19 protein-coding genes are annotated in these 20,201 nt (G+C 70.7%); 9 read left to right on the forward strand and 10 right to left on the reverse strand.

The features are described 5' to 3' along the window. The first annotated feature begins 1 nt into the window (after position 1). The 3 genes from KRR39_RS09895 to KRR39_RS09905 all read left to right on the forward strand — a co-directional run bounded on the left by KRR39_RS09895 (position 2) and on the right by KRR39_RS09905 (position 1,712). Entirely contained in the window at positions 2-409 is a 408-nt protein-coding gene (locus KRR39_RS09895; RefSeq protein ID WP_216941854.1) for a VOC family protein, read from the forward strand. Between the two features lie 144 nt (positions 410-553). Further along, positions 554-913, forward strand: a complete 360-nt coding sequence (locus tag KRR39_RS09900) for a YciI family protein (protein ID WP_216941855.1) — start codon at positions 554-556, stop codon at positions 911-913. Between the two features lie 61 nt (positions 914-974). Continuing rightward, the gene (locus tag KRR39_RS09905; protein WP_254185647.1) at positions 975-1,712 is read left to right on the forward strand and encodes a GNAT family N-acetyltransferase; all 738 of its coding nucleotides are present in this window, start codon (positions 975-977) and stop codon (positions 1,710-1,712) included. 121 nt (positions 1,713-1,833) lie between these two features. Here KRR39_RS09905 and KRR39_RS09910 read toward each other — a convergent pair whose 3' ends face one another. Continuing rightward, a complete protein-coding gene (locus tag KRR39_RS09910; protein ID WP_216941856.1) occupies positions 1,834-3,462 on the reverse strand; it encodes a hypothetical protein in 1,629 nt (542 codons plus the stop codon). A 156-nt stretch (positions 3,463-3,618) separates the two neighbouring features. Here KRR39_RS09910 and KRR39_RS09915 point away from each other — a divergent pair, with 156 nt between their 5' ends. Then, complete coding sequence (locus KRR39_RS09915) at positions 3,619-4,701, forward strand: Rossmann-fold NAD(P)-binding domain-containing protein (RefSeq protein WP_216941857.1); 1,083 nt, start codon at positions 3,619-3,621, stop codon at positions 4,699-4,701. A gap of 68 nt (positions 4,702-4,769) precedes the next feature. Here the strand turns inward: KRR39_RS09915 and KRR39_RS09920 are convergent, their stop codons facing one another. Further along, on the reverse strand, positions 4,770-5,156 hold the full coding sequence (locus KRR39_RS09920) for a hypothetical protein (protein ID WP_216941858.1): 387 nt from the start codon (positions 5,154-5,156) through the stop codon (positions 4,770-4,772). A gap of 497 nt (positions 5,157-5,653) precedes the next feature. Between KRR39_RS09920 and KRR39_RS09925 the strand changes: the two genes are divergently transcribed. The 4 genes from KRR39_RS09925 to KRR39_RS09940 all read left to right on the forward strand — a co-directional run bounded on the left by KRR39_RS09925 (position 5,654) and on the right by KRR39_RS09940 (position 9,729). After that, positions 5,654-7,588 carry a family 43 glycosylhydrolase gene (locus tag KRR39_RS09925; protein WP_302053587.1) on the forward strand — a complete coding sequence of 645 codons (1,935 nt, stop codon included), beginning with the start codon at positions 5,654-5,656 and terminating at the stop codon, positions 7,586-7,588. A gap of 143 nt (positions 7,589-7,731) precedes the next feature. Further along, positions 7,732-7,911, forward strand: coding sequence for a hypothetical protein (locus tag KRR39_RS09930; protein ID WP_216941860.1), 180 nt, complete (start codon positions 7,732-7,734; stop codon positions 7,909-7,911). A gap of 412 nt (positions 7,912-8,323) precedes the next feature. Further along, positions 8,324-8,905 (forward strand): dihydrofolate reductase family protein, encoded by a 582-nt coding sequence (locus KRR39_RS09935; protein ID WP_216941861.1) that lies wholly within the window; start codon positions 8,324-8,326, stop codon positions 8,903-8,905. Positions 8,906-9,216: 311 nt separating this feature from the next. Then, entirely contained in the window at positions 9,217-9,729 is a 513-nt protein-coding gene (locus KRR39_RS09940; RefSeq protein WP_216941862.1) for a dihydrofolate reductase family protein, read from the forward strand. A gap of 38 nt (positions 9,730-9,767) precedes the next feature. Here KRR39_RS09940 and KRR39_RS09945 read toward each other — a convergent pair whose 3' ends face one another. The 8 genes from KRR39_RS09945 to KRR39_RS09980 all read right to left on the reverse strand — a co-directional run bounded on the left by KRR39_RS09945 (position 9,768) and on the right by KRR39_RS09980 (position 18,293). Continuing rightward, positions 9,768-10,670 carry an aminoglycoside phosphotransferase family protein gene (locus tag KRR39_RS09945; RefSeq protein ID WP_216941863.1) on the reverse strand — a complete coding sequence of 301 codons (903 nt, stop codon included), beginning with the start codon at positions 10,668-10,670 and terminating at the stop codon, positions 9,768-9,770. A 296-nt stretch (positions 10,671-10,966) separates the two neighbouring features. Further along, complete coding sequence (locus KRR39_RS09950) at positions 10,967-11,557, reverse strand: GNAT family N-acetyltransferase (RefSeq protein WP_216941864.1); 591 nt, start codon at positions 11,555-11,557, stop codon at positions 10,967-10,969. 69 nt (positions 11,558-11,626) lie between these two features. Continuing rightward, positions 11,627-12,334: a 4a-hydroxytetrahydrobiopterin dehydratase gene (locus KRR39_RS09955; RefSeq protein ID WP_216941865.1), complete on the reverse strand. Its 708-nt coding sequence runs from the start codon at positions 12,332-12,334 to the stop codon at positions 11,627-11,629. 129 nt (positions 12,335-12,463) lie between these two features. Continuing rightward, positions 12,464-13,438, reverse strand: coding sequence for an alkaline phosphatase family protein (locus KRR39_RS09960; RefSeq protein WP_254185649.1), 975 nt, complete (start codon positions 13,436-13,438; stop codon positions 12,464-12,466). 142 nt (positions 13,439-13,580) lie between these two features. Continuing rightward, entirely contained in the window at positions 13,581-14,690 is a 1,110-nt protein-coding gene (locus KRR39_RS09965) for a PP2C family protein-serine/threonine phosphatase (RefSeq protein WP_216941866.1), read from the reverse strand. A gap of 145 nt (positions 14,691-14,835) precedes the next feature. Next, positions 14,836-16,014 carry a serine hydrolase domain-containing protein gene (locus tag KRR39_RS09970; RefSeq protein WP_216941867.1) on the reverse strand — a complete coding sequence of 393 codons (1,179 nt, stop codon included), beginning with the start codon at positions 16,012-16,014 and terminating at the stop codon, positions 14,836-14,838. 23 nt (positions 16,015-16,037) lie between these two features. After that, a complete protein-coding gene (locus tag KRR39_RS09975; protein WP_216941868.1) occupies positions 16,038-17,246 on the reverse strand; it encodes a DUF480 domain-containing protein in 1,209 nt (402 codons plus the stop codon). A 69-nt stretch (positions 17,247-17,315) separates the two neighbouring features. Further along, positions 17,316-18,293 carry a right-handed parallel beta-helix repeat-containing protein gene (locus tag KRR39_RS09980; RefSeq protein WP_216941869.1) on the reverse strand — a complete coding sequence of 326 codons (978 nt, stop codon included), beginning with the start codon at positions 18,291-18,293 and terminating at the stop codon, positions 17,316-17,318. A gap of 307 nt (positions 18,294-18,600) precedes the next feature. On the opposite strand from KRR39_RS09980, the gene KRR39_RS09985 reads away from it, so the two are divergent. After that, on the forward strand, positions 18,601-20,178 hold the full coding sequence (locus KRR39_RS09985) for a Na+/H+ antiporter (RefSeq protein WP_216941870.1): 1,578 nt from the start codon (positions 18,601-18,603) through the stop codon (positions 20,176-20,178). Positions 20,179-20,201: the final 23 nt, after the last annotated feature.

Here is a 20,201-nt window from a genome sequence, read left to right on the forward strand (position 1 = left end):
CATGGAGGTGCTCAGCAGCCGGGTTCTCCTGCGTCCCGCGGACCTCGGACGCAGCCACCGGTTCTACCGGGACACGCTGGGTCTCGCCGTCTACCGGGAGTTCGGCAGCCCTGAGGCGCCGGGCCTGGTGTTCTTCCTGGCCAACGGCCTTCTCGAGGTCAGCGGACAGGCGACGGACCCGCCCGGGGAGCGCATCGCGCTGTGGATCCAGGTCCGAGACGTGCACGCGGAGCATCGACGTCTGGTGGAGGTCGGCGTGCCGATTCTCCGCGAACCCCGGCGGGAGGCCTGGGGACTCGTGGAGCTCTGGATCGCGGACCCGGACGGTGTTCGCATCGTGGTCGTCGAGATACCCGACGACCACCCGCTCAGACGAGACCACCGCGGCCCTCCCGCGCCTGGTCGATGAGCGCGTCTCGCGAACCGGGACCCGATCTCGCCCTGCTGCCGCACGAAACACGTGTTGCGCGGTGCACGGTGTCGGATTCGCCGGTCTACGTTCGTGGAGTGGATGAACGCGGCCACCGGGTCCGTCAGAGCAGAAGGAGCAGCCATGACCGAGTACCTCCTCTACTTCAACCAGCAGTGGGTGGGCGACCACCCCGCGGAGTGGTTCCGCGGGCGCGGACCGCGCGCCATGGCGGTCGTGAACGACATGAAGGCCGCCGGGGTGTACGTCTTCGCCGGAGGGCTCGAGGAGGAGGACGGCCCGGTCTACAACGCCGACCCCACCAGTGGCAGCGTCGTGGTGACCGACGGTCCCTACGCCGAGACGAAGGAGTTCCTGGGCGGGTTCGCCATCGTGGACGTGGCTGACGACGAGACCGCCACGATGTGGGCGGGCAGGGTCGCGGAGGCCTGTGGGTGGCCCCACGAGGTTCGCCGCTTCAAGCCGCAGCCTCAGGTCGGGTGACCCCCCTCGACGACCGTGAAATTGCCGCGACGTCAGCCCGAGCACCGGGCACGATGTCGGTGTGCCGCTCACGATCTCTCTCCTCGCCGACCGACCTGACCTCGTCGGACCGATGTGGGACATGCCCAACTCGTGGCCGGAGTTCATGCGCCACGACCCGATCGGTGGGCTGTTCTACGGAAACGTCGAGACACGGTTCGCGGAGTTCGTCCTCGTCGCCCAGGACGATGCGGGCGAGGTCGTCGCGTGCGCGTACTCCGTCCCCTTCGTGCTCGACGGCGGCGAACTGCCCGACAACGGATGGGACTTCGTGATCCGCAACGGGTTGCTGACCAGCCTTCGTGGCCAGGAGCCGGACGCGATCTCCGCGGTCGAGATCGCCGTCCGTCCCGACCACCAGGGCACCGGTGTCTCCCGGCAGATGCTCGCAGCGATGCGGGACAACGCCGCACGGCGGGGCTTCGCCGAGCTCGTCGCGCCGGTCCGCCCCACCGGGAAGACCGACGTCCACGAGCCGATGTCGACGTACGCCTTCCGGGTGCGCGAGGACGGCCTGCCCGTCGACCCCTGGCTGCGGGTGCACGTCCGAGCCGGTGGCCGCATCGCGAAGGTGGCCCCGCGCTCGATGGTCGTCCCTGGCACCCTCGCGGAGTGGCGTGAGTGGACCGGGCTGCCGTTCGACGTGACCGGCCCGGTCCGCGTTCCCCGGGCACTCACACCGGTCAGCTGCGACGTCGAACACGGGGTCGCGACGTACGTCGAGCCGAACGTGTGGGTCGTGCACCGCACCGGGTGCTGAGTCGCGGGTGATCTGGCGTCCTGGCGCACCCCGAGGTGCGTGGGACGGATCCTCTGTGACCGGACGGCGGGGCACCGCTAGGACGCGAGGAGTCCCTCGGGTGGGGATTGGCGGGTGAGGGTCACGGCCCGAGGGTCAGGTCGACGCTGCCGGTCACCCCGGCGCCCGGCCGGAGCACCACGAGGGCCGGGTTGCTCCCCCACGGCCGGTACGCGGCGGTCGGGGTGTCCTGGTTCACGGTGGTGAAGTAGTTGTCGTTGCAGCCGTTCGGTCCTTGCGGCGTCGGAGCGCAGCGTTGGGTGAAGGATGATCCGCCGATCGCCTCCCACGCGCCCGTCATCGTCGATCCCGAGGCCGTCAACCGGTGGGTGGACGACTGCGGCACGTCGATGGTCGAGACCAGCCAACGGTCGGACCCGTCGAGGGCGAACCGGGTCGGGGCGCCGTACTGCATCGGCGGCAGCGTCACGGCCTGGCGGAGGCGGACCGTCATTGGCGTGCCTGTCTCGGTGTCCGCGTTGTTGGGGGTGACACCCAGGGTGTACCGACCGTCCTTGCGGAGCAGCCAACCCTGGCCGTAGTGCCAGTCGCCCACCCCGCCGCCGTCCGGCCCGGAGAGCCCGCCTGCGCTCTGCGGGTATGCCTTGTCGGGGTAGACGAACGTCCCGGCCGTGGCGGTGAACGTGAACTCGCGCGGTCGGCCCGGTACGCCGTCGTCACCGAGCGTGACCGCGGGTCCTTCGGGAGTGATCGAGGTCGTGAGGGGACTGGACGCGCTGGCCTTCAGGTTGTCCTTGCCGGGATAGAACAGGTAGCGACCGGGGGTGATGACCCCGGAGTGGTAGTAGTTGGAGAAGGACTTGCCGGCCTCGAGGTACATGAGGGGCGGCTGCCGCAGCCCGGTGGGGGAGGTGACCGATCGCCACCCGCTGGAGGGATCGCTCGGGTCCCAGCCGCGCACCATGACCCGGCCGGTCTCCGGCACCGTGACGACACCGGCGTCGGTGACCCCGTTCCCCGCGTGCAGCCGCACCGGGGCCGCGTCGAGGTCCAACGGCACGAGCCGCACGAGGGTCAGGTCGGCCGACGAGACCCAGCCGGCCCAGCAGGGCACCGCCTCGACCCGGTAGGTGGCGGTGCGCGGCAGTCGCCACATCCCGGGCCGCGCCGCCGCGATGACCTTCCCGGACGGGCCACGCAGCCGGTCCGCCGTGCAGTCGTCGGTCTGCTCCTCGCGGACCGTGGCGAGATCGACGAGCTGGCCGCGCCGGCCCTTGAAGACCAGCGCGATCACTCGGTCACTCCAGCTCCTCCTCGTCTGCACCGGACCGTCCGCGTAGTCGACCCTCCGCACCAGCGGGGCCTGCATCGGGGCGGTGTAGATGCGGCTGGTGACGTGCGGCAGCACGACGCGCAGCCTGACCCGGCCGCTCTCGACGTAGGCGCGGAACACGAACGAGCGCGCCTTCACCTTCTTGTGCACCACCGTGACCCACCTGGACCCGACCTGCATCTCGAGCCGGGTGGTCGTCGGCCCGGCACCGGGTCGCCGGACGTGCACGGTCACATGCTTGGCGAGCATCGGAAGCGTCGGCCAGTCCACCGTGACCTTCAGTGCCGGACGGGCACGGACCGCGGCCGACGGCACCGCCGTGCCAGCCGGCACGGCCACGGCCACGGCGGCGACCGGGGCGAACCCGGCCAAGAACAGGCACGCGACCGTGAGGACGCTTCCGAGACGACGAACCATCCAGACACCCCCGAGTGAGAACTACCTGCGCGCACCCTACGTCGTCCACGTCGACCTCAGGTTCGGCTTCGCCAGAACCGAGAGGCGGCGGCGGGATCTTCGCGACCGGCAAGGGGGCACCGCGTCGACTGTGCGCGTCGGTGCCATCCTGGCCGTATGCAGCCCGTCCATGTATGGATCCGATCCGAGTCCCGCGGCACCGAGCGGCGAGCGCCCGTCGTACCCGCAGACGTCCCGCTGTTGCTCGACGCCGGTCTCGAGGTGACGGTCGAGGAGTCGCCCCAACGCGTCTTCGGCATCGAGGAGTACGCCGCGGCCGGTGCGTCCGTCGTCGCGGAGGGCACGTGGACCGACGCGCCGCACGACGCCTTCGTCCTCGGGATCAAGGAGCTCCCCGACGAGCCGGTGTCGCTGCGCCACCGGCACATCTACTTCGCGCACGCGTTCAAGGGCCAGGCGGACGCCCGTCGCACCCTGGAGCGGTTCCGCCGCGGCAGGGGTCGGCTGCTCGACGTCGAGTACCTCACCGACAAGGCCGGCCGGCGGGTCGTCGCCTTCGGCTACTGGGCCGGCTACGTGGGCGCCGCACTCGGCGTGCTGCACCTGGCCGGCGCACTGGCCGCGCCGCTCGCCCCGATGGCCAAGCACGAGCTCGACGCGGAGCTGGAGCGAGTCGGGGATGCCGGGGCCGACCAGCTGCTGGCCCTGGTGACCGGAGCGCACGGGCGGTCCGGTCGCGGCGCCCAGGCGGCGCTGATGACCGCCGGGGTGCCGACCACCCGGTGGGATCGGCACGAGACGCGGGACCTGCACAAGCAGGCGCTTCTCGGCCATGACCTCCTGGTCAACTGCGTGGTCACGCACACCCCGACGACTCCGTTCGTGGAGCAGTCCGACCTGGACCGCGAGCGCCGGCTCCGGGTGCTCGCGGACGTGACCTGCGACGTCACCGGCCCCACCAACATGCTCCCGGTGAACACCGAGACCACTACGTGGCAGGAGCCCGTCCGACGTCTGCACGGCAGCGACCAGGAGCACAGCAGCGCATCTCTGGAGGTCATCGCCATCGACAACCTGCCCTCGCTGCTCCCGCGCGAGGCCAGCGAGGGGTTCAGCGCCGACCTGACCCCGCACCTGCTCGGCCTGGCCGAGGAGGGCGGGCCGTCGGGGCCGTGGCGGGCAGCCGGCCGCGCCTTCGACGAGGCGATCGAGAGGCTCGAGGCGCCAGCGGGCTCCTAGCCCACGCCGCGGAGGACGTCAGGCACATGGCGTCCGCTCGTGCCGATGAACGGACGGCCCGGCCGGACTCACTCGTGGGGGCCATCTCCGGTTCGAGCAGAGCGTTCGCGACTCAGATACCGAACCGGCTTGCCGAGCGACTCTGCGTAGGCGATCTCCCGTCGGGTCGACTCACCCACGTATCCGCCGGGGTCCACGACGTACACCTCGTCAGCCATGCGAATCTTCTGGAGGTGCACGCCGCCGAGCCGCCCCTTCAGGTCCGATCTGTCTGCTGTCCAGTCGTGGTCCGGCAGGTCGGGAAGGCTGAACATCCCGAGGCTGATCACCACGCAACCCTCCATCGTGAGGCGCTGGTTGACTTCCGCGAACTCAGCCTCGAACGTGGTCGAGCCGCAGAGCGTGACGACCTTCGCGTCGGCCTCGCCCGTCTGCGGCGTCTGGTGGTCCTTCATGAGGTTCATGATCGGTGAACGGCAGGACGAGTCTGTCGCCGCCCTCTGGACGACGCGCTTGCCGCCCACCGGGCTCCGATCACCCCAGCTTGACCGGGCGGCCCGACCAGAGCCGATGCCTCCGATTGCGCGAACGTCCCGGTCCGGCTGACGCATGCTGGGGTCATGCAGCAGCCGAAGCGCCTACCCGGCGGGGCCGACCCGCAGCCGAACGCGCAGTCGTCCATGGATGTCGCCCGGCAGAGCTGGATGAACGCCAGTCCTGGACAGGGGGACGGTGCGCCCGGGATTGCGCGGGCCATCGCGGCGCTCCTGACGTGGCGCAAGAGCCGGAAGGCCCGGCGACGCCGCTAGGCACGGACGACTGAGTATCGGGAGGACGACCTCGCTCGTGGCAGCCCGGAAATGTCGCCGATATGCCCCTTGTCACGACAACAGATTCGGCGCATGGTCGTCCCATGGTCCGGGTCCTGAAGTTCGCACTCCCTGTTCTCGTCATGCTGTGTGTCACGGCCGCCCTGCTTCCACCCTCCCCCTCCACCGCGGCGTCGCACGGGCGACACGTCGCGCCGGGCTCCTACACGAACCCGCTCGCGCCTCGCATCCCAGGCGGCGGCACCGTCGACAGCTGTGCCGACCCGACCGTTCTCCGCGGGCAGGGTCGGTACTCCCACTGGTGGTACATGTACTGCACCACGGACCCGCTCAACGACAGCGAGACGTCCGGCACCGGAGACCCCGTGTTCCACCCCATCCCCACGATGCGCAGCACCGACCTCGTGACGTGGACCTACGTCGGTGACGCGCTCCCCGCGAAGCCCACCTGGGCCGCGAGCACCGCTTTCATGTGGGCGCCGGACGTGGTCTACAGCCGCACTCATCACCTCTACTACCTGAGCTTCGTCGTCACCGACACGAACGAGACCGGTGGCGGAGAGGCCGGGTGCGCCAACGACAGCGCGATCGGCGTCGCCACGAGTGCATCACCGACCGGTCCCTGGAGGATCAGCGACACTCCCCTGGTCGCGCCTCGCCGGAACACCACCGCGCCGTGCGACTACTTCTGGACCTACGACCCTGACGTCCTCGGAGACGTCGTCGACACCAGCAGCGTGCTCTACTACGGCAGCTACTACGGCGGAGCGTTCGGCCAACACGTCACCCTGACCCCTGACGGGATGGTGCGCACCGGAACCGCCCGCCAGGTGACGCTCGGGCAGAAGACCGAACCTGCCGTCGACCCGGCCAAGCTGCGACGAGCCACGCAGCTGTCGACCGCCCGGGGGCGCGCCGCCGACTCCGACCGGCAGGTCACGATCGGCAACCGCTACGAGGGCACCAACGTGGTGCGGCACGACGGCTGGTACTACCTGTTCGCGTCCGCCACGAACTGCTGCAACGGTCCCCTCACCGGCTACAGCGTCTTCGCCGGTCGCTCACGCGGCCCGCTCGGTCCGTTCACCGATCGCGAGGGCAACTCGCTGCTCGCCGGTCGCGTCGGCGGCACGCCCGTGGTGAGCATGAACGGCAACCGCTGGGTGGGAACCGGCCACAACTCGGTCTTCCGTGACCTGGCCGGACAGTGGTGGACGGTCTACCACGCGGTCGACCGCGGGAACCCGTACTTCGCAGGTCGACCAGGATTCACCAAGCGCCCACCCCTGCTCGACCCCGTGGACTGGGTGCGGGGCTGGCCCATGGTGCGGGCGGGGCAATGGGCCTCCGACACACGGATGCCGGCGCCGGCCGCCCAGCCCGGACAGCGCACCGCCTACAGGCCCCGTGCCGTGCAGCCCGACCTTCTCGGCACACACCTGGACGACTACTCCGACGACTTCGACGGAAGCTCGCTCTCGGCACGGTGGAGCTGGGTGCGGCCGCCGGATGCTTCGACGTACGGCGTCGAGGGCGGGGCCTTCCGCTTCCACACGCAGGACGCGGATCTCTACGTCGACAGCAACACAGCCTCGGTGTTGACCGAGCCCGCGCCCGCAGGCAGCTACGTCGTGCAGACCCAGGTGCGCCTCGACGTGCCCGACGACGGCTGCTGCCACAACTTCCTGCAGGCAGGGCTGGTGATCTACGGCTCGGACGACGCCTTCGTGAAGCTCGCGAACGCCTCCATCTGGGAGACCCGACAGACCGAGTTCGCCAAGGAGGTGCCTTCCGCCCCCGTCGGGTTCCCGCGCTACGGGAACACGGTGGTCGGGCCCCCGGCTGACACGACCTGGCTGCGGATCGTGAAGCGGGTGACCCAGGTCGAGGACCGCTACACCGCGTACACCAGCCAGGACGGGCAGCACTGGGTTCGCGGAGGTACCTGGACACACGGCGAGCTCGGTGACCACGTGCGGATCGGGCTGGTGTCGATGGGCGGCCCCGGCGACTTCAACGCCTCGTTCGACCGCGTCGACGTGTGGACGTTGCGCTGACGCGGATCGCGCGCACGGTCTCCCACCTGACAGCTGCCTGCCCGGTTCAGCAGGCGTCCTCTTGGCTGTAGCCCCAACGGGGCTGTCGCTGAGGGAGGTGGCGCACTAGCCTCGAAGAGATCCCACATCGCGCGAGGTGCGTCATGTTTCTGGCCCTCATCATCGCCGTGCCCATCGTCCTGCTCCTGATCTGGGCAGTGATCTTCGATCTCAAGCAGCGCCGGCGGAACCAGCCGACGACTCACGACGCCAGTGGCATCGCGACGAGGACGAGGAACCTGGCTGAAGGCAAGGGCTCCGAATGGGGAGCGGGCGGCACCTGACCGACACAGCAGCGCCCGCACGGACGGGTCCGTGACGACCGACAGTCGCTGACTGGGTCTGTCCCGCCAGCGGGATCAACTGACTCGCCGAGCCGCTGCTTCCACGCGAAGGATGGTCCGGTGCGAACCGATGCAGCTCACTTGTAGAGCCCGGGCCGTTGACGGGCGGGTTCGCCACGAAGGCGACGATGAGCAAGATCGTGAGCACTGTCCAGAACATGTCAATCCCTCCCCGTCGGAACGTGTGTCCCGTCAAGGGCAGATTACCCATCTCGAGCGACCGGCGTGTCACAACTCGGCGGTGTGACTCCGAGGGACAACCGCGTGCGGCCGGTGCAAAGCACCTGGGCGGTCTTGCACCGACGACATCCACGCACGCTAATTTGGGCATCTCGAGGCAGAGGAGCGTCCCGTGGGCAAGGTGGTCCTGTACAGCTCGGTGTCGGTGGACGGGTTCGTCGCGGACCAGGACGACCAGCCCGGACCGCTGTTCGACTGGTTGTCCAGCGGTGACGTGCCGTTGGACGAGAGCGGCGAGCTGAAGGTGTCGCAGACGTCCTATGACTACACCCGGCCGTACTGGGACCAGATCGGGGCGACAGTCGTCGGCCGCCGCGTCTTCGACCTGACGGACGGCTGGGACGGGCAGCCTCCGGGCGGGATCGACCACGTGGTCGTCGTGACGCACCGACCGATGCCCGAGAGCTGGGACGCCGAGGCACCGTTCCACTTCGTCGACGGTGTCGAGGCAGCCGTGACCAAGGCGCAGGAGCTCGCGGGTGGCCGCATCGTCGAGGTCGCCGCTGGCGACGTCGGTGGCCAGGTGCTTGCCGCGGGCCTGGTCGACGAGGTGCGCATGGACGTCGTACCCGTCGTGTTCGGGTCTGGCAAGCGCTACTTCGGGTCGGTCGACGCGCAGCACCTGTTGGACGACCCCGACGAGGTGATCCAGGGCGACCGGGTGCTTCACCTGCGCTATCGGGTGCGCCGTTGACCGATCTGAGCGGGTGCGCGAAGAGCCCACGACGCGCCTCCGGACGTCGTCTGGGCACCGTCGAGGAGCTTCCGTTCGTAGGCGCTGACCGACCCGCAGTACCCATCGAGGACGCCGCTGTCGAGCGCGTTCGACTTGTTCACGCCATACGCCCTCGGGGTCCACACACGGGGCGCTAGGGCGATCGCCTCGTCGTAGTCGGTCTCGTACCAGGAAGGCACGGCCTCAGGGAGGCGGGACACGCGGTCGGTCCCCGATGACTCTGAGCGACCAGAGGGGTCTGTCCTTGCATGCGACCTCTGATATTGAAGATGGACATGTCCGTGGACGGCTTCGTCGGGCAGCCCGACGAGGTGCCGGCGTGGCCGATGAGCTTCTACGACGACGAGTTCGGTGCCGAGATCCTCGACCTGATCAGCAGTGCGGGCGTGCACGCGATGGGCCGCGGAGCCTACGAGGAGATGGCGCCGTACTGGCAGTCCTCGACCGACCCCTTCGCGAAGCCCATGAACGAGATCCCCAAGGCGGTCTTCTCGCGAACGTTGACCCAGGCGGACTGGCCCGAGTCGACCATCTATCGCGACCTCGAGAGCGGCATGGCCGACCTCAAGGCGCAACAGGGCGCGCCGATCCTCACCTACGGCGGCGCCACCTTCGCCCAGGAGCTGACGCGACTCGGCCTCGTCGACGAGTACCGCATCAACGTCCACCCGATCGCCTTCGGCCACGGCTACCGACTCTTCGGAGGACCGGTGGACCTCGTGCTGCAGGACGTGCGCCGGTTCGGCGCCGGCTCCGTGGCCTACACCTACGTCCCCAGCTGATCCAGCCCACACACCGGATCGTGAGTCTCGTCGAGGTCTCATCGTGACAGGACGGCTGCCACGACTGGTCGTACCCGCTCGACGTGCGTGACGAGACTGCCCATGAGCCGGTTGCGGGCGGCGAAGAGTCCCGTCGGGCCCAGGCGGTAGAGCAGGGCGCGCACGAGCAGCTGGTTCCAGTCGTCGCCCGTCTCCCACTCGTCGAGAAGCGAAGGAGATCCGCCGCGGAAGGTGAGCGCATCGGTGACGGCCACCGCGTTCGCCGTCCCGGCCGGCCTGAAGTAGGGAGGCCAGTCGATGACGGCCGGTGGGAGTCCGTCCGCCACCAGAACGTTGGGCAGGACGTCGCCGTGGACCACCTGGTCCCGGTCATCGACTGGAGCCAAGTGGTCGGTCAGGCAGCGGATGAGGTCGAGGGTGTCCCCGTCGGCGACAGGGACTGCCCCCTCCCACGCCAAGCGGTCCCCGTAGGCCCACGGGTCGTCGCGGTCGTTCATGAAGTCCGGTCGCGACAGGTCCTTGACGCTCTGGTGGAACGCGTCGCTGGCCTCCTTGACCTCGGCCAGCTCGCCGAGCAGCTCGACGTCGCGGCCCGGGAGGAACACGTGCGCTCCCCACCCGTCCACCGACCACGACCCGTGGTCCCCGCTCGGCAGCACCGGCTCCGGCACCCGAACGCAGTCGCTGTCCCAGGCGGCGTAGACCCCGCACACCCAGTCGTGCTCAGCGACGCAGCCGACTGGTTTGACCACCACGCGACCGTCGGTCCAGACGTATCCGGCTCCGCCGGGCAGCCGACTCAGCCCGCGTTCACGAAGACCGAAGGCCCGGACTGCGCGAGGAGTGGGGCCGCGCCGACGCCACGCCCAGTCGGACTCGCCGAGCAGCCGCACCCCGCTCGCTGCCCCGTTGGCGGCGCTGACGCCGATCGGCTCGACCATCCAGGGACCCTACCGGCGCGAACACCCGACAACGTCCACACCTCGGCGCGACCCGCTCGTTCATGTCGAGGCGCAAGCACGCCTAGGGAGCGGAAGGCGTGCACACTGACGAGCGTGGATCATCTCGACAGCAAGCAGGTCTCCGCCGACCCCTGGTTGTCGCTCCGAGATCGAGGCCCTCATCACCGACGGCACCGTGTCCGATGCGAAGTCCGTCGCGGCGTCCGCCCTGCTGCTCTCCGCGAGTCCGTGCCTCGCCCGGGTTCACGGCCGGCCATGGCCGGCCACGGCCGGGCTCATGCGGGATCGACCGTCTTGACCATGACGCAGTTCTTCAGCCCCTTGGGCCGGTCGTAGGTGAAGCCGAGCCGCTCGTAGAGTCGGCGGGTGCCGTTGTAGAGGAACGACGACGACATCTTCTTGGTCTGGTCGGTCAGGTCGTGCGGGTAGCTCTCGACCCGCCCGCCGCCGGCCTGCGCGATCAGCTCGAGCGCACCTGTGATCGCCAGCGCCGTCACCCCCTGCCGCCGGTGGCGCTTGTCGACGAAGACGCAGGTGATCCGGTAGTCGGGATCCACGGTCTTGGTGGCGTCGTACCCCTTGCGGTGGTGGAGGGTGGGCAACTCCACCGGGGTGCCGTACTCAGCCCACGCGATGGCCTCGTCGCCGACCATCACCAGGGCAGCGTGCGCCTTGCCCTGCTCGACATAGGCCTTCTTCAGCGCCCGGTTGGCCTCCGCGCCCTGGCCGCGCTCGGGACCGTCAGGGTGGAACCAGATGCACCAGCAGCCCCCGAAGATGCCGTTGTGGCGCTGCACCAGCGCATCGAAGGCGGACCAGGTCTCGGGGCTGAGCGGCGCGATGGTGTACGACGAGTCGGTAGCCATGCACTTCACGGTATTCGATCCCGCGGGAAGTGACCCGCGGCCCGGCCGCTGGTCACCCGGGCTACCGGTTCACTCCTTCGGCGCAGCGGACGCGTCGACGCAGACGACTCCCCGGTTGCCGTCCTGGTCGGCGATCACGGTGAGCGAGGGCGCGTCGCTGTCATCGACGACGGTCCCACCCGCGGCGACGGCAGCGGCGATCCGTTGCCCGGCGACCTCGGGCGCGACGTAGACCTCGATGTGGAACCGCTGCCCCGTGGCTCCGTGCTCCTCGGCGTCCCCGAACCACAGGTTCGGCACCCGTCGGGTGGCATCCCGGATCTCGTCGCTGGGGGTGCCGTGGCCCTGGGCCTCGGCGCTCCCCGTCAGCAGGGCCGCCCACACCGGAGCGATGGTCGCGGAGCGCGCCGTGTCGAGGCCGAGCTCGATGTCGCTGACCGAGGCCGGGTCGGCATCGACCTCGTGGTCGGCGGCGATCTCGGTGATCCGCCGCGCGAGGTCGACGTCCTGCTGGGTCACCCATTCCACCACGTGTTCGGTGCCCTCGCCGTCGCGGTAGATGGCGTCGCCGCTGACCAGCTTGAGGTCGACGTACCCCTGGCCGATCGCCGCGCGCGGGTGGTGGCCGAGCGCGTCGCCCGCCTCGCCCACCGCGGCGAGGAACCGTGCGCCGGCGCCGAAGTCGTCGATCACGTAGCGGGCGTGGAGTCCCTGAGCCAGCTTGCGCCAGTCGGCCAGGTTGGCCTCGGCGATCTGTTCGCCCTTGAGCATGTCCATGGACGGGGACCCTATCCCTGCATGGGTATCCCTGCAGGGACTGCAGGTGAACCGCTGCTCTGCCTGGCCGGCGTGGTCGTGTACGGCCGGTTCGGGCCGCGGTGTCCGCGTGGGCGCACGACCGGCCGCTCAGCCCAGGGGCAGCCCGAAGGCCCTGGACATCGAGGCGGCGCCTGCCGCGTGGAACAGGTGCGGCGCGTGGACGACGTCCTCGTACAGCCGGGTCAGCGAGTAGTGGTCGAGCCGTACGTGGACGACGTGCGCGTGCTGGCTGGGATGCACCACGACCGTCAGGATCTTGTTGTCCTGCGAGTGGTCGTCCTCGTCCGCGGTCAGCACCACCGCCAGGTGTCCAGACCTCCAGTCCGGGCCGGCGAAGATCTTCCGCATGTACCCCGCGAACCAGGCGTCGGCCTGCGCCAGGCTGCAGTCGTGGGCGTTGTGGCACTGGTTCGGGACCACCATGCCGGCGTTCGGCAGGCGGCCGGTGCTGATGGCGGCGTCCAGCGCCGCCACCGGCAGGTCGTAGCGCACGCAGTCCGCGTGCTCGGCGCGGAAGTAGACCCACGGGTTGTGGTGGACGACGTACTCGTCTTGTCCTTCGGTCCCCTCGTCCTGCGGAGCGCACGGCTGGGTCATGCCGTCCGCGAAGACCCCGGCGGTCCGGCCCCGCGCGATCGCCTGCCCGAACACCGAGTGGCCCGACAACGGGTACGTCGACGGGTCGGAGTCGTCGACGACGCCCTGGGTCTGCCCGCCCGCGATCTGCACGTAGTTGGGCAACGACGGGTGCGACAGGGCGAAGTAGTCCGTTGCGTACCCGTACCGCTTCGCCAGCCCGAACGCGTACGGCATCTGCGTGCGCATCTGGTCGAGCGAGTGGTTCTCCTCGATGAACACCAGCAGCTTGGTGACCACCCGCCGGGAGCTGACCCGCGACCCGGTGGACGGGGACGACATCGCGGCCGGCGGCGTGGACGACGCCGTGGACGCCTGGCTCGACGCCGCGGACGGCGACTTCGGAGACGACGACCCGTTGCTCGCGCACGCCACGAGCACCAGCGCCAGCGCCAGCGCGAGCACGCCTCGCATCCCACCACGCATGACGACCACCCTCTGCTCGTGCGGTTCGACCCTCTGACGCTAGGTCCCGCGAAAACGACGGTCCTCACCCCGAGGGGATGGTGACGGCGTCTCCGGCGGACCGCCCGGACTGTTCGCGGCCCGTCGTACCCGCCCGGCCACGTCACCTGGGCGTCTTCTGCGAACTCACGCGAATGTCGGCGTGGACGGTGGCCACCTGTGCAGGTGGGGTGCCGGCGGTGTTCTCGAGCAGCATCACGGCCAGGTCGTCGCCCAGGCGGCCACCAGCGACGTGCCGGCGCACAGCGTCCAGCACCGCGTCGAGGGCCGCGTCGACGGTCCCGACGCCGATCAGCGGCGCCAGGCCGGACAGCTCCGGGAACGTGCCGTGCTCGTCGCGCGCCTCGCTGAGACCGTCGGTGTAGAGCAGGAGCCGGTCACCGTGTTCCCACGGCACGGTGAACGCCTCGTAGGTGTCTCCCAGACCGAGGGGCAGCCCGACGGGCCCCTCCAGGACCGACGAACCCCCGGACCGGACGAGGAGGGCTGGTGGATGACCGCAGCTGACCACGGAGACCTCGGCGGGGTCCGACACGTCTACCAGCACGGCGGTGACGAACTCCTCGTCGTCGAAGAACGGCGCCAGGTACGCGCTCATGTCTTCCGCGAGCGCCTGGAGGGTGGCTTTGGTCCCGGCCGCCTGCCGGAACGCACGGATGACGCGCGCTGCCTGTTCGACCGCGCCGACACCTTTGCCCCGTACGTCCCCGACCAGCATCCGAACGCGCCCCTCGGAGCTGTAGAAGTCGTAGAGGTCTCCCCCGACGAGTGCATCGCGCGCCGCGGACTGGTACCGAGCACCCAGGGACACCTCTCCCACGTGCGTCGGAAGGGTGGGGAGAACGGCTCGCTGGGCCACCTCGGCGATCGCCTCGACCCTGGCCAGCTGTCGCTCTCGGCGCACGCGCACCCATGCGACCACGACAGCCGCGCCACTGATGAGCAGGACGTCGACGATGCGGACGGTGTGCTGCCCGAGGCCCCACGTGCCGTCCCAGAAGCCGGAGACGACCACCGCCGTCACGGTGGCTGCGGCGAACACGGCCGTGGTCCGGACGGGGAGCACTGCGCAGGCGATCAGCGGCGCCAACGCGAACAGCGGCGAGAGGACGACCGAGGAGCCGTCGACGGCCACGTCCAGGATGACCAGGACGGCCAGCCAGAACGTCGCGAGTCCGGCGCCGACAGCCGGTGCGAATCGGTCGCTGCGCATGCTCCTCGTGTCCTCGGGTCGGTGGCGGCTCCGAGAGTCCTGACCAACGGTACGCGTATGCCCGACCCTCGAACGACCGTGACCCCGCACGGTCCTGACGACGCCGACGGGTTGCGTGAGCCGCAGGTCAGCGTGCGGACACGGCTCAGATGCACCGGCGCACGGCGTCGACCAGCGCCTGCCAGCGCGGGTCGCCGTGCGGGCCGATGTCGCGCATCCGGCTGGTGACGTAGCCGAAGCCGATCTCGTGCTCGGGGTCCGCGATGCCCAGCCGCCCCCCGGCGCCGGTGTGCCCGAACGATTCCGGTCCGAAGCCCGGCATGCTGGGCGAGGCCAGCTGGTAGCCCACGCCGAAGCGGATGTCCGGTCCGGCCGTGCCACTCTCGACCAGGGTCTCGACGTCGTCGGTCCGAGGGACGGTCATCGACCTCCGGGTCCGGTCCTCGACCAGCCGGACCCCCTCGACCGGTCCGAGCAGGGCGGCGTACATGGTGGCCAGGGAGCGCGCGTCGGTGATCGCCCCGACCGCCGGGCGCTCTGCCGCGTAGTGCGTCCGGACCTGCACCGGGTCGGAGTAGTCCGGGTCCATGGGCGGGTTCTCGGCGAGGAAGGCCGGGCGCAGCGCGGCGTACGACCCGGGCGGGGGTACGTCGTCGTCGTCCAGGCTCGACGGCGCGACCGGCTCCCAGCAGCCCGGCACCACCCGAGACGTGAGGGCCTCCGGGAGTCCCATCCACATGTCCACACCGAGCGGATCGGCGATCAGGGTCCGGACGTGGTGGGCGATGGACGACCCGGTGGCCCGACGGACGATCTCGTCCAGCAGCGTCCCGTACGTGACCGGGTGGTAGGCCATCGCCGTCCCGGGCTCCCACAGCGGCGTCGCTCCGGCCAGCGCCCGCGTCACGGCGTCACCGCGGTGCAGGTCCAGGCCGCTTAGACCGGTCCCCAGAGGCGGGTACGGCAGCCCGGCCGTGTGCGAGGCGACCATCGCGAGCGTGACCCGGTCCTTGCCGCCGGCCGCGAACTCCGGCCAGCAGGCAGCGACCGGCTCCTCAGGGTCGAGGACGCCGCGCTCGACGAGGACGGCGAGCACCGTGGCGGTGATCCCCTTGCTGCAGGACGCGACCATCATGAGGCCGTCCGCGGGCATCGGCCTCTGGTGCACGACGTCCGTGCCGGCCCACAGGTCCGCCACCGTGCGGCCGCGGTGGAGGACGGTCACAGCGGCGGCGTCGTCGCCCGGGTCGGTGAAGTTCTGGTGGAAGGCGTCGGCGACCGCTCCGAACCCCTCCGCGACTCCTGGCTCGGTTGCGTTCGGCATACCGCACCGTAGCCCGGAACCGGTTACGTCGCCGTGCGACCGACGACGTACAGCCGCTGCGTCGTCTCGCCCCTGGCGGCCAGAGGCCCGCGCAGGTACCACTCCACGTCGACGAGGCCGGCGGTCTCCACCACCCCGGCCACCCAGGCTGGCTCGTGCAGGACGAAGTCGAGGTCGACCTCCTGGCCGAACCACTCGTCGAGGTGGCGGACCTCGGTCCCGGCGTGCAGGCCGAGGACCAGCCAGCCTCCGGGGGCCAGGGGGCGCACCAGGGCCGCGACCGCCTGGGGCAGCTCGGAGGCCGCCAGGTGGATGAGTGAGTACCACCCCAGAACCGCTGCCCATCCCGGGCTGCTGGTGGGGCGGCCGAGTCGCCGCAAGTCGCCGACCTCGAAGCGTCGGCCGGGGAAGCGTCGGCGCGCCTCGGTCACCATCGAGGGCGACAGGTCGATCCCCGTCGCGTCGGCGCCGCCGTCGGCCAGGTACGCCGTGACGTGCCCCGGTCCCGAGCCGACCTCCACGACCGGTCTCCCGTCCGCGTGCACCACCACGCGGTCCAGCAGCCAGGTCTCGAACGCCAGTCCGCGCAGCTCGTCGATCATCTGGTCGGCATAGGCGGTGGCGACGGCGTCGTACGACGACAGCACGCGGGTGTCACGCGCGTCCGCGCCACCCGTGATCACGGCCTCGCGATCGACCGGAGCCGGCACGGACGAGGTCGCCTGCGGGGCCGTTCCCAGGAGGTGGACCCAGCGCCGGTCCTGCTGCCCGGGCTGCCGTTCGAGCCTGCGCACCAGAGGCTGAGCCCGGCCGGCCATCCGGTGCAGACACACCTCGACCTGGCCCCGGTCGGCGAACGGGTGCAACCGCTCGGTGCGGGACCGCAGCTCGCCGGGCGTCTGCGGGCCCCGCAGCAACAGCACGGTCAGGACGGCTCGCTCGTCCGGCTCGAGCTCCAGCCGCTCGTCGAGGACCTGGTGGTACTTCAGCGTCCGCCGACCGGTGTCGGACCACACGATCCGCAGCAGCCCCCGCTCCTTCAACGCCCGTGCGGTGTGCGCGACGGCCTGCTCGTCGTACTCCACCACCGGCTCCCGGTTGCTGGTCTGGTTGCAAGCGGCCCGCAACGCGTTGGCGGTGAGGGGATACGAGGCCGGCACGGTGGACTGCTTCTCCAGCAGGCTGCCGAGGATGCGCTGCTCCTCGGGTTCCAGGACAGGAAGATCGATCACCCCGTCGACTCTAGGTTCTTCACCGACGGTGCCGGGAGCGGCCCTCGGCGGGCGGCGGTCCGCGGTGGCTCAGCGTCGCTCGTAGGCGCCCAGGTCGACGCGGCCCGCGACGGGGCGCCGTACCTGGTTGGTCGGGTGGGCGTACTGCCACGTTGCCCGCCACGGTCTCGGCACCCACACGCCCCGGTCGATCGCGGGCGAGCCGGCCCTGAGCCGGAAGTCGTCAGCGACGGGATCGACGAAGCCCCGGCCACCGACCCGGCGGTTGGCCCTCGACTCGACGCCGGCCAGGTCGCTCAGGGCGCCGGGCCCGACCAGCAGGTTGTTGCGGAGGTGGGCGCGGCTGCCCTTGGCGAGACCGACGAAGGTGCCGGTGGCTCGGCGGTTCACGAAGGTGTTGTTGATGACCCACAGTCCCCGCGAGTCGTGGGTGAAGCCCTCGGCGCCGTAGGAGACCAAGGTCGAGTTCTCCGAGTGCGGCCCCTGGATGATGACGTTGCCGGCGACCAGCGAGCTGCCACCGTTGGGCAGGTCGACGGAGTAGCTGGCGGTGGCGTCGCGGTCGGAGATCCGGTTGCCGAAGATCGTGTTCCTGGCCGCACGGGACTTCAGCTCGTGGCCGACGTCGGCACCCCACAGGTAGCTGCCGGTGACGGTGAGCGAGCGTACGGCGCCGATGTAGAGGTTGTGGGTGGAGCCGTCCCCGGCGCCGTTGCGGAACAGCCGGGAGCGCCGGATCACGACGTCGCTGCCGGCGTTGGCGCCGGCGAGGATGCCGTTCTCGTTGTCGTGGAACCAGCTGCGGGTCACCGTGAGCCCGGCGCCCTCCTGGCGGATGCCCGCGCCGTTGCCGTCGGGCACGGTCGCACCGCTGAACTCGAGGCGATCAATCGTCGTGCGATCGCCCGCGATGACCCAGATGGCCTTCCCCTGTGCACTCGTCCCGCCAGCCTGCAACCGCGCCCGCCCACCGACGCCGCGCAGGGACAGGTCGTCCTGGGTCCAGGTGGCGACGTCGCCGACGTAGGTGCCGGCGTCGATCAGCACCGTGTCACCGTCTCGTGCCACCGCCGCGGCGGCGCTCGGGGTCGTCAGCAACCGGTGCGGCCCCACCCGCCACGTGCGTGGTCCGTCCTGAGCCTGCTCCGCTGCCGTGGGGTACGCCCCCGCCACGGACAGGGCCATCACGGACAAGACCGTCAAGGATCGTGTACCCACCCGCTTCGTCCTGGTTCGCATCGCGCCATTGTGGGGCACCGCTGACGGGTGCGGACCGGACGGGGCGCGGTCGTGAGTCGGTCCACCTGCCGGTCCGAGGTGGTCGACGGGCACGCGGGCTGGTCAAGATGAGTCCGTGCTCGGACTCGAGATGGTCGTCCTGCTCGGGGTCGCCCTGGTCGCGTGCGGCGCGCTCGCGCGCCGCTACCCGATCGCGCCGGCCATCCTGCTGGTGCTGGTCGGGGTGCTGGTCGGGTTCGTGCCGCACCTGCGGCAGGCGCAGCTGCCGCCCGAGGTGGTGCTGCTCGTGTTCCTGCCGGCCCTGCTGTACTGGGAGAGCCTGACGACCTCGTTGCGGGAGATCCGCAACAACCTGCGGGTCGTGGTGCTGACCAGCACCGCGCTGGTGGTCGTCACCGCCGCCGCGGTCGCCGCCGCCGCGCACGGGCTCGGCCTCCAGTGGGGGCCGGCGTGGGTCCTCGGCGCCGCGCTGGCACCGACCGACGCGACCGCGGTCGGCGTCCTGGCCCGCGACCTGCCGCGCCGCACGGTGACCGTGCTCCGCGCGGAGAGCCTCGTCAACGACGGCACCGCCCTGGTCCTCTACGGGTTGGCCGTGGGCGTCACGGTCGGCGAGCAGCACCTCACCGGCTGGCACGTCACCTGGCTGCTGGTGCTGGCGTACGGCGGAGGGGTGCTCGCGGGTGCGCTGACCGGGCTGCTCAGCTGGCAGCTGCGCAGCCGGATGGACGACCCCATGCTCGAGGGCATCGCGATGCTGGTGACGCCGTTCGCGGCGTTCCTGCTGGCGGTGGAGATTCACGGCTCCGGTGTGCTGGCCGTCGTGGCCTGCGGCCTGTTCATGAGCCAGGTGGCGCCCCGGGTCACCGGTGCGGTGACGCGGCAGATCGTCATCCCGTTCTGGGCGTTGTCCACCACGGTCCTCAGCAGCGCGCTGTTCGTGCTGGTCGGGCTCTCCGCCCAGTCCGCCTTCCGTGGGCTGGACAGCACCTCCACACGGCGTGCGCTCGTCGACGTCGTCGCCGTCACTGCGGTCGTGATCGGGGTGCGGTGGGTGTGGCTCTACACCACGCCGTACCTCATCCGCCTCCTCGATCGCCGTCCGTCCCAGCGGTTGCGTCGTGTCCCGGCGCGGCAGCGCACGGTGAGCGCGGTGGCCGGGTTCCGCGGCGCCGTCTCGCTCGCCGCGGTCCTCGCCGTCCCGCACACGCTGGACTCCGGTGCCCCGTTCCCCGACCGGGACCTGATCGTGCTGATCACCTGCGGGGTGATCCTGCTGACGCTGCTCCAGGCGCTGCTGCTGCCGGCCGTCGTGCGGTTCGCCCGGCTGCCGGTCGACACCTCGGTCGCCGAGGAGCTGCAGTTCGCCGAGGAGTACACCCTCGACGCAGCGATCGAGGCTCTCGACACCACGGCGCACGAGCTCGGCAGCGACCAGATGGTGGTCGAGCGGGTGCGGCACGAGCTGGAGAAGCAGCGCAAGCTGCTGGCGGCCGGCGGTGCGGAGGACGACCCGGTCGTCCAGCACCACGATCAGTACACGAGCCTCTCCCTCGCCCTCATCGGCCGGCGGCGCGAGGCGCTGCTCGAGCTGCGCGACGAGCAGCGCATCGACGACATCGTGCTGCGACAGGTGCAGGCTCGCCTCGACATCGAGGAGGTGCGCTTCCTGCGCGCGAACCCCCTCGAGTGAGGCGGCCGGGGTCTGCGCCCTGA

Source organism: Nocardioides panacis, from assembly GCF_019039255.1.
In the GTDB taxonomy this organism is placed as follows: Bacteria; Actinomycetota; Actinomycetes; order Propionibacteriales; family Nocardioidaceae; genus Nocardioides_B; species Nocardioides_B panacis.

What these genes read in the sequence shown, in the direction of transcription:
- KRR39_RS09925 (WP_302053587.1), top strand. Translation starts at nt 5,654, where the DNA reads ATGCTGTGTGTCACGGCCGCCCTGCTTCCACCCTCCCCCTCCACCGCG.
- KRR39_RS09915 (WP_216941857.1), top strand. Translation starts at nt 3,619, where the DNA reads ATGCAGCCCGTCCATGTATGGATCCGATCCGAGTCCCGCGGCACCGAG.
- KRR39_RS09930 (WP_216941860.1), top strand. Translation starts at nt 7,732, where the DNA reads ATGTTTCTGGCCCTCATCATCGCCGTGCCCATCGTCCTGCTCCTGATC.
- KRR39_RS09955 (WP_216941865.1), bottom strand. Translation starts at nt 12,334, where the DNA reads ATGGACATGCTCAAGGGCGAACAGATCGCCGAGGCCAACCTGGCCGAC.
- KRR39_RS09960 (WP_254185649.1), bottom strand. Translation starts at nt 13,438, where the DNA reads ATGCGTGGTGGGATGCGAGGCGTGCTCGCGCTGGCGCTGGCGCTGGTG.
- KRR39_RS09970 (WP_216941867.1), bottom strand. Translation starts at nt 16,014, where the DNA reads ATGCCGAACGCAACCGAGCCAGGAGTCGCGGAGGGGTTCGGAGCGGTC.
- KRR39_RS09940 (WP_216941862.1), top strand. Translation starts at nt 9,217, where the DNA reads ATGGACATGTCCGTGGACGGCTTCGTCGGGCAGCCCGACGAGGTGCCG.
- KRR39_RS09965 (WP_216941866.1), bottom strand. Translation starts at nt 14,690, where the DNA reads ATGCGCAGCGACCGATTCGCACCGGCTGTCGGCGCCGGACTCGCGACG.
- KRR39_RS09900 (WP_216941855.1), top strand. Translation starts at nt 554, where the DNA reads ATGACCGAGTACCTCCTCTACTTCAACCAGCAGTGGGTGGGCGACCAC.
- KRR39_RS09945 (WP_216941863.1), bottom strand. Translation starts at nt 10,670, where the DNA reads ATGGTCGAGCCGATCGGCGTCAGCGCCGCCAACGGGGCAGCGAGCGGG.
- KRR39_RS09950 (WP_216941864.1), bottom strand. Translation starts at nt 11,557, where the DNA reads ATGGCTACCGACTCGTCGTACACCATCGCGCCGCTCAGCCCCGAGACC.
- KRR39_RS09920 (WP_216941858.1), bottom strand. Translation starts at nt 5,156, where the DNA reads ATGAAGGACCACCAGACGCCGCAGACGGGCGAGGCCGACGCGAAGGTC.
- KRR39_RS09910 (WP_216941856.1), bottom strand. Translation starts at nt 3,462, where the DNA reads ATGGTTCGTCGTCTCGGAAGCGTCCTCACGGTCGCGTGCCTGTTCTTG.
- KRR39_RS09895 (WP_216941854.1), top strand. Translation starts at nt 2, where the DNA reads ATGGAGGTGCTCAGCAGCCGGGTTCTCCTGCGTCCCGCGGACCTCGGA.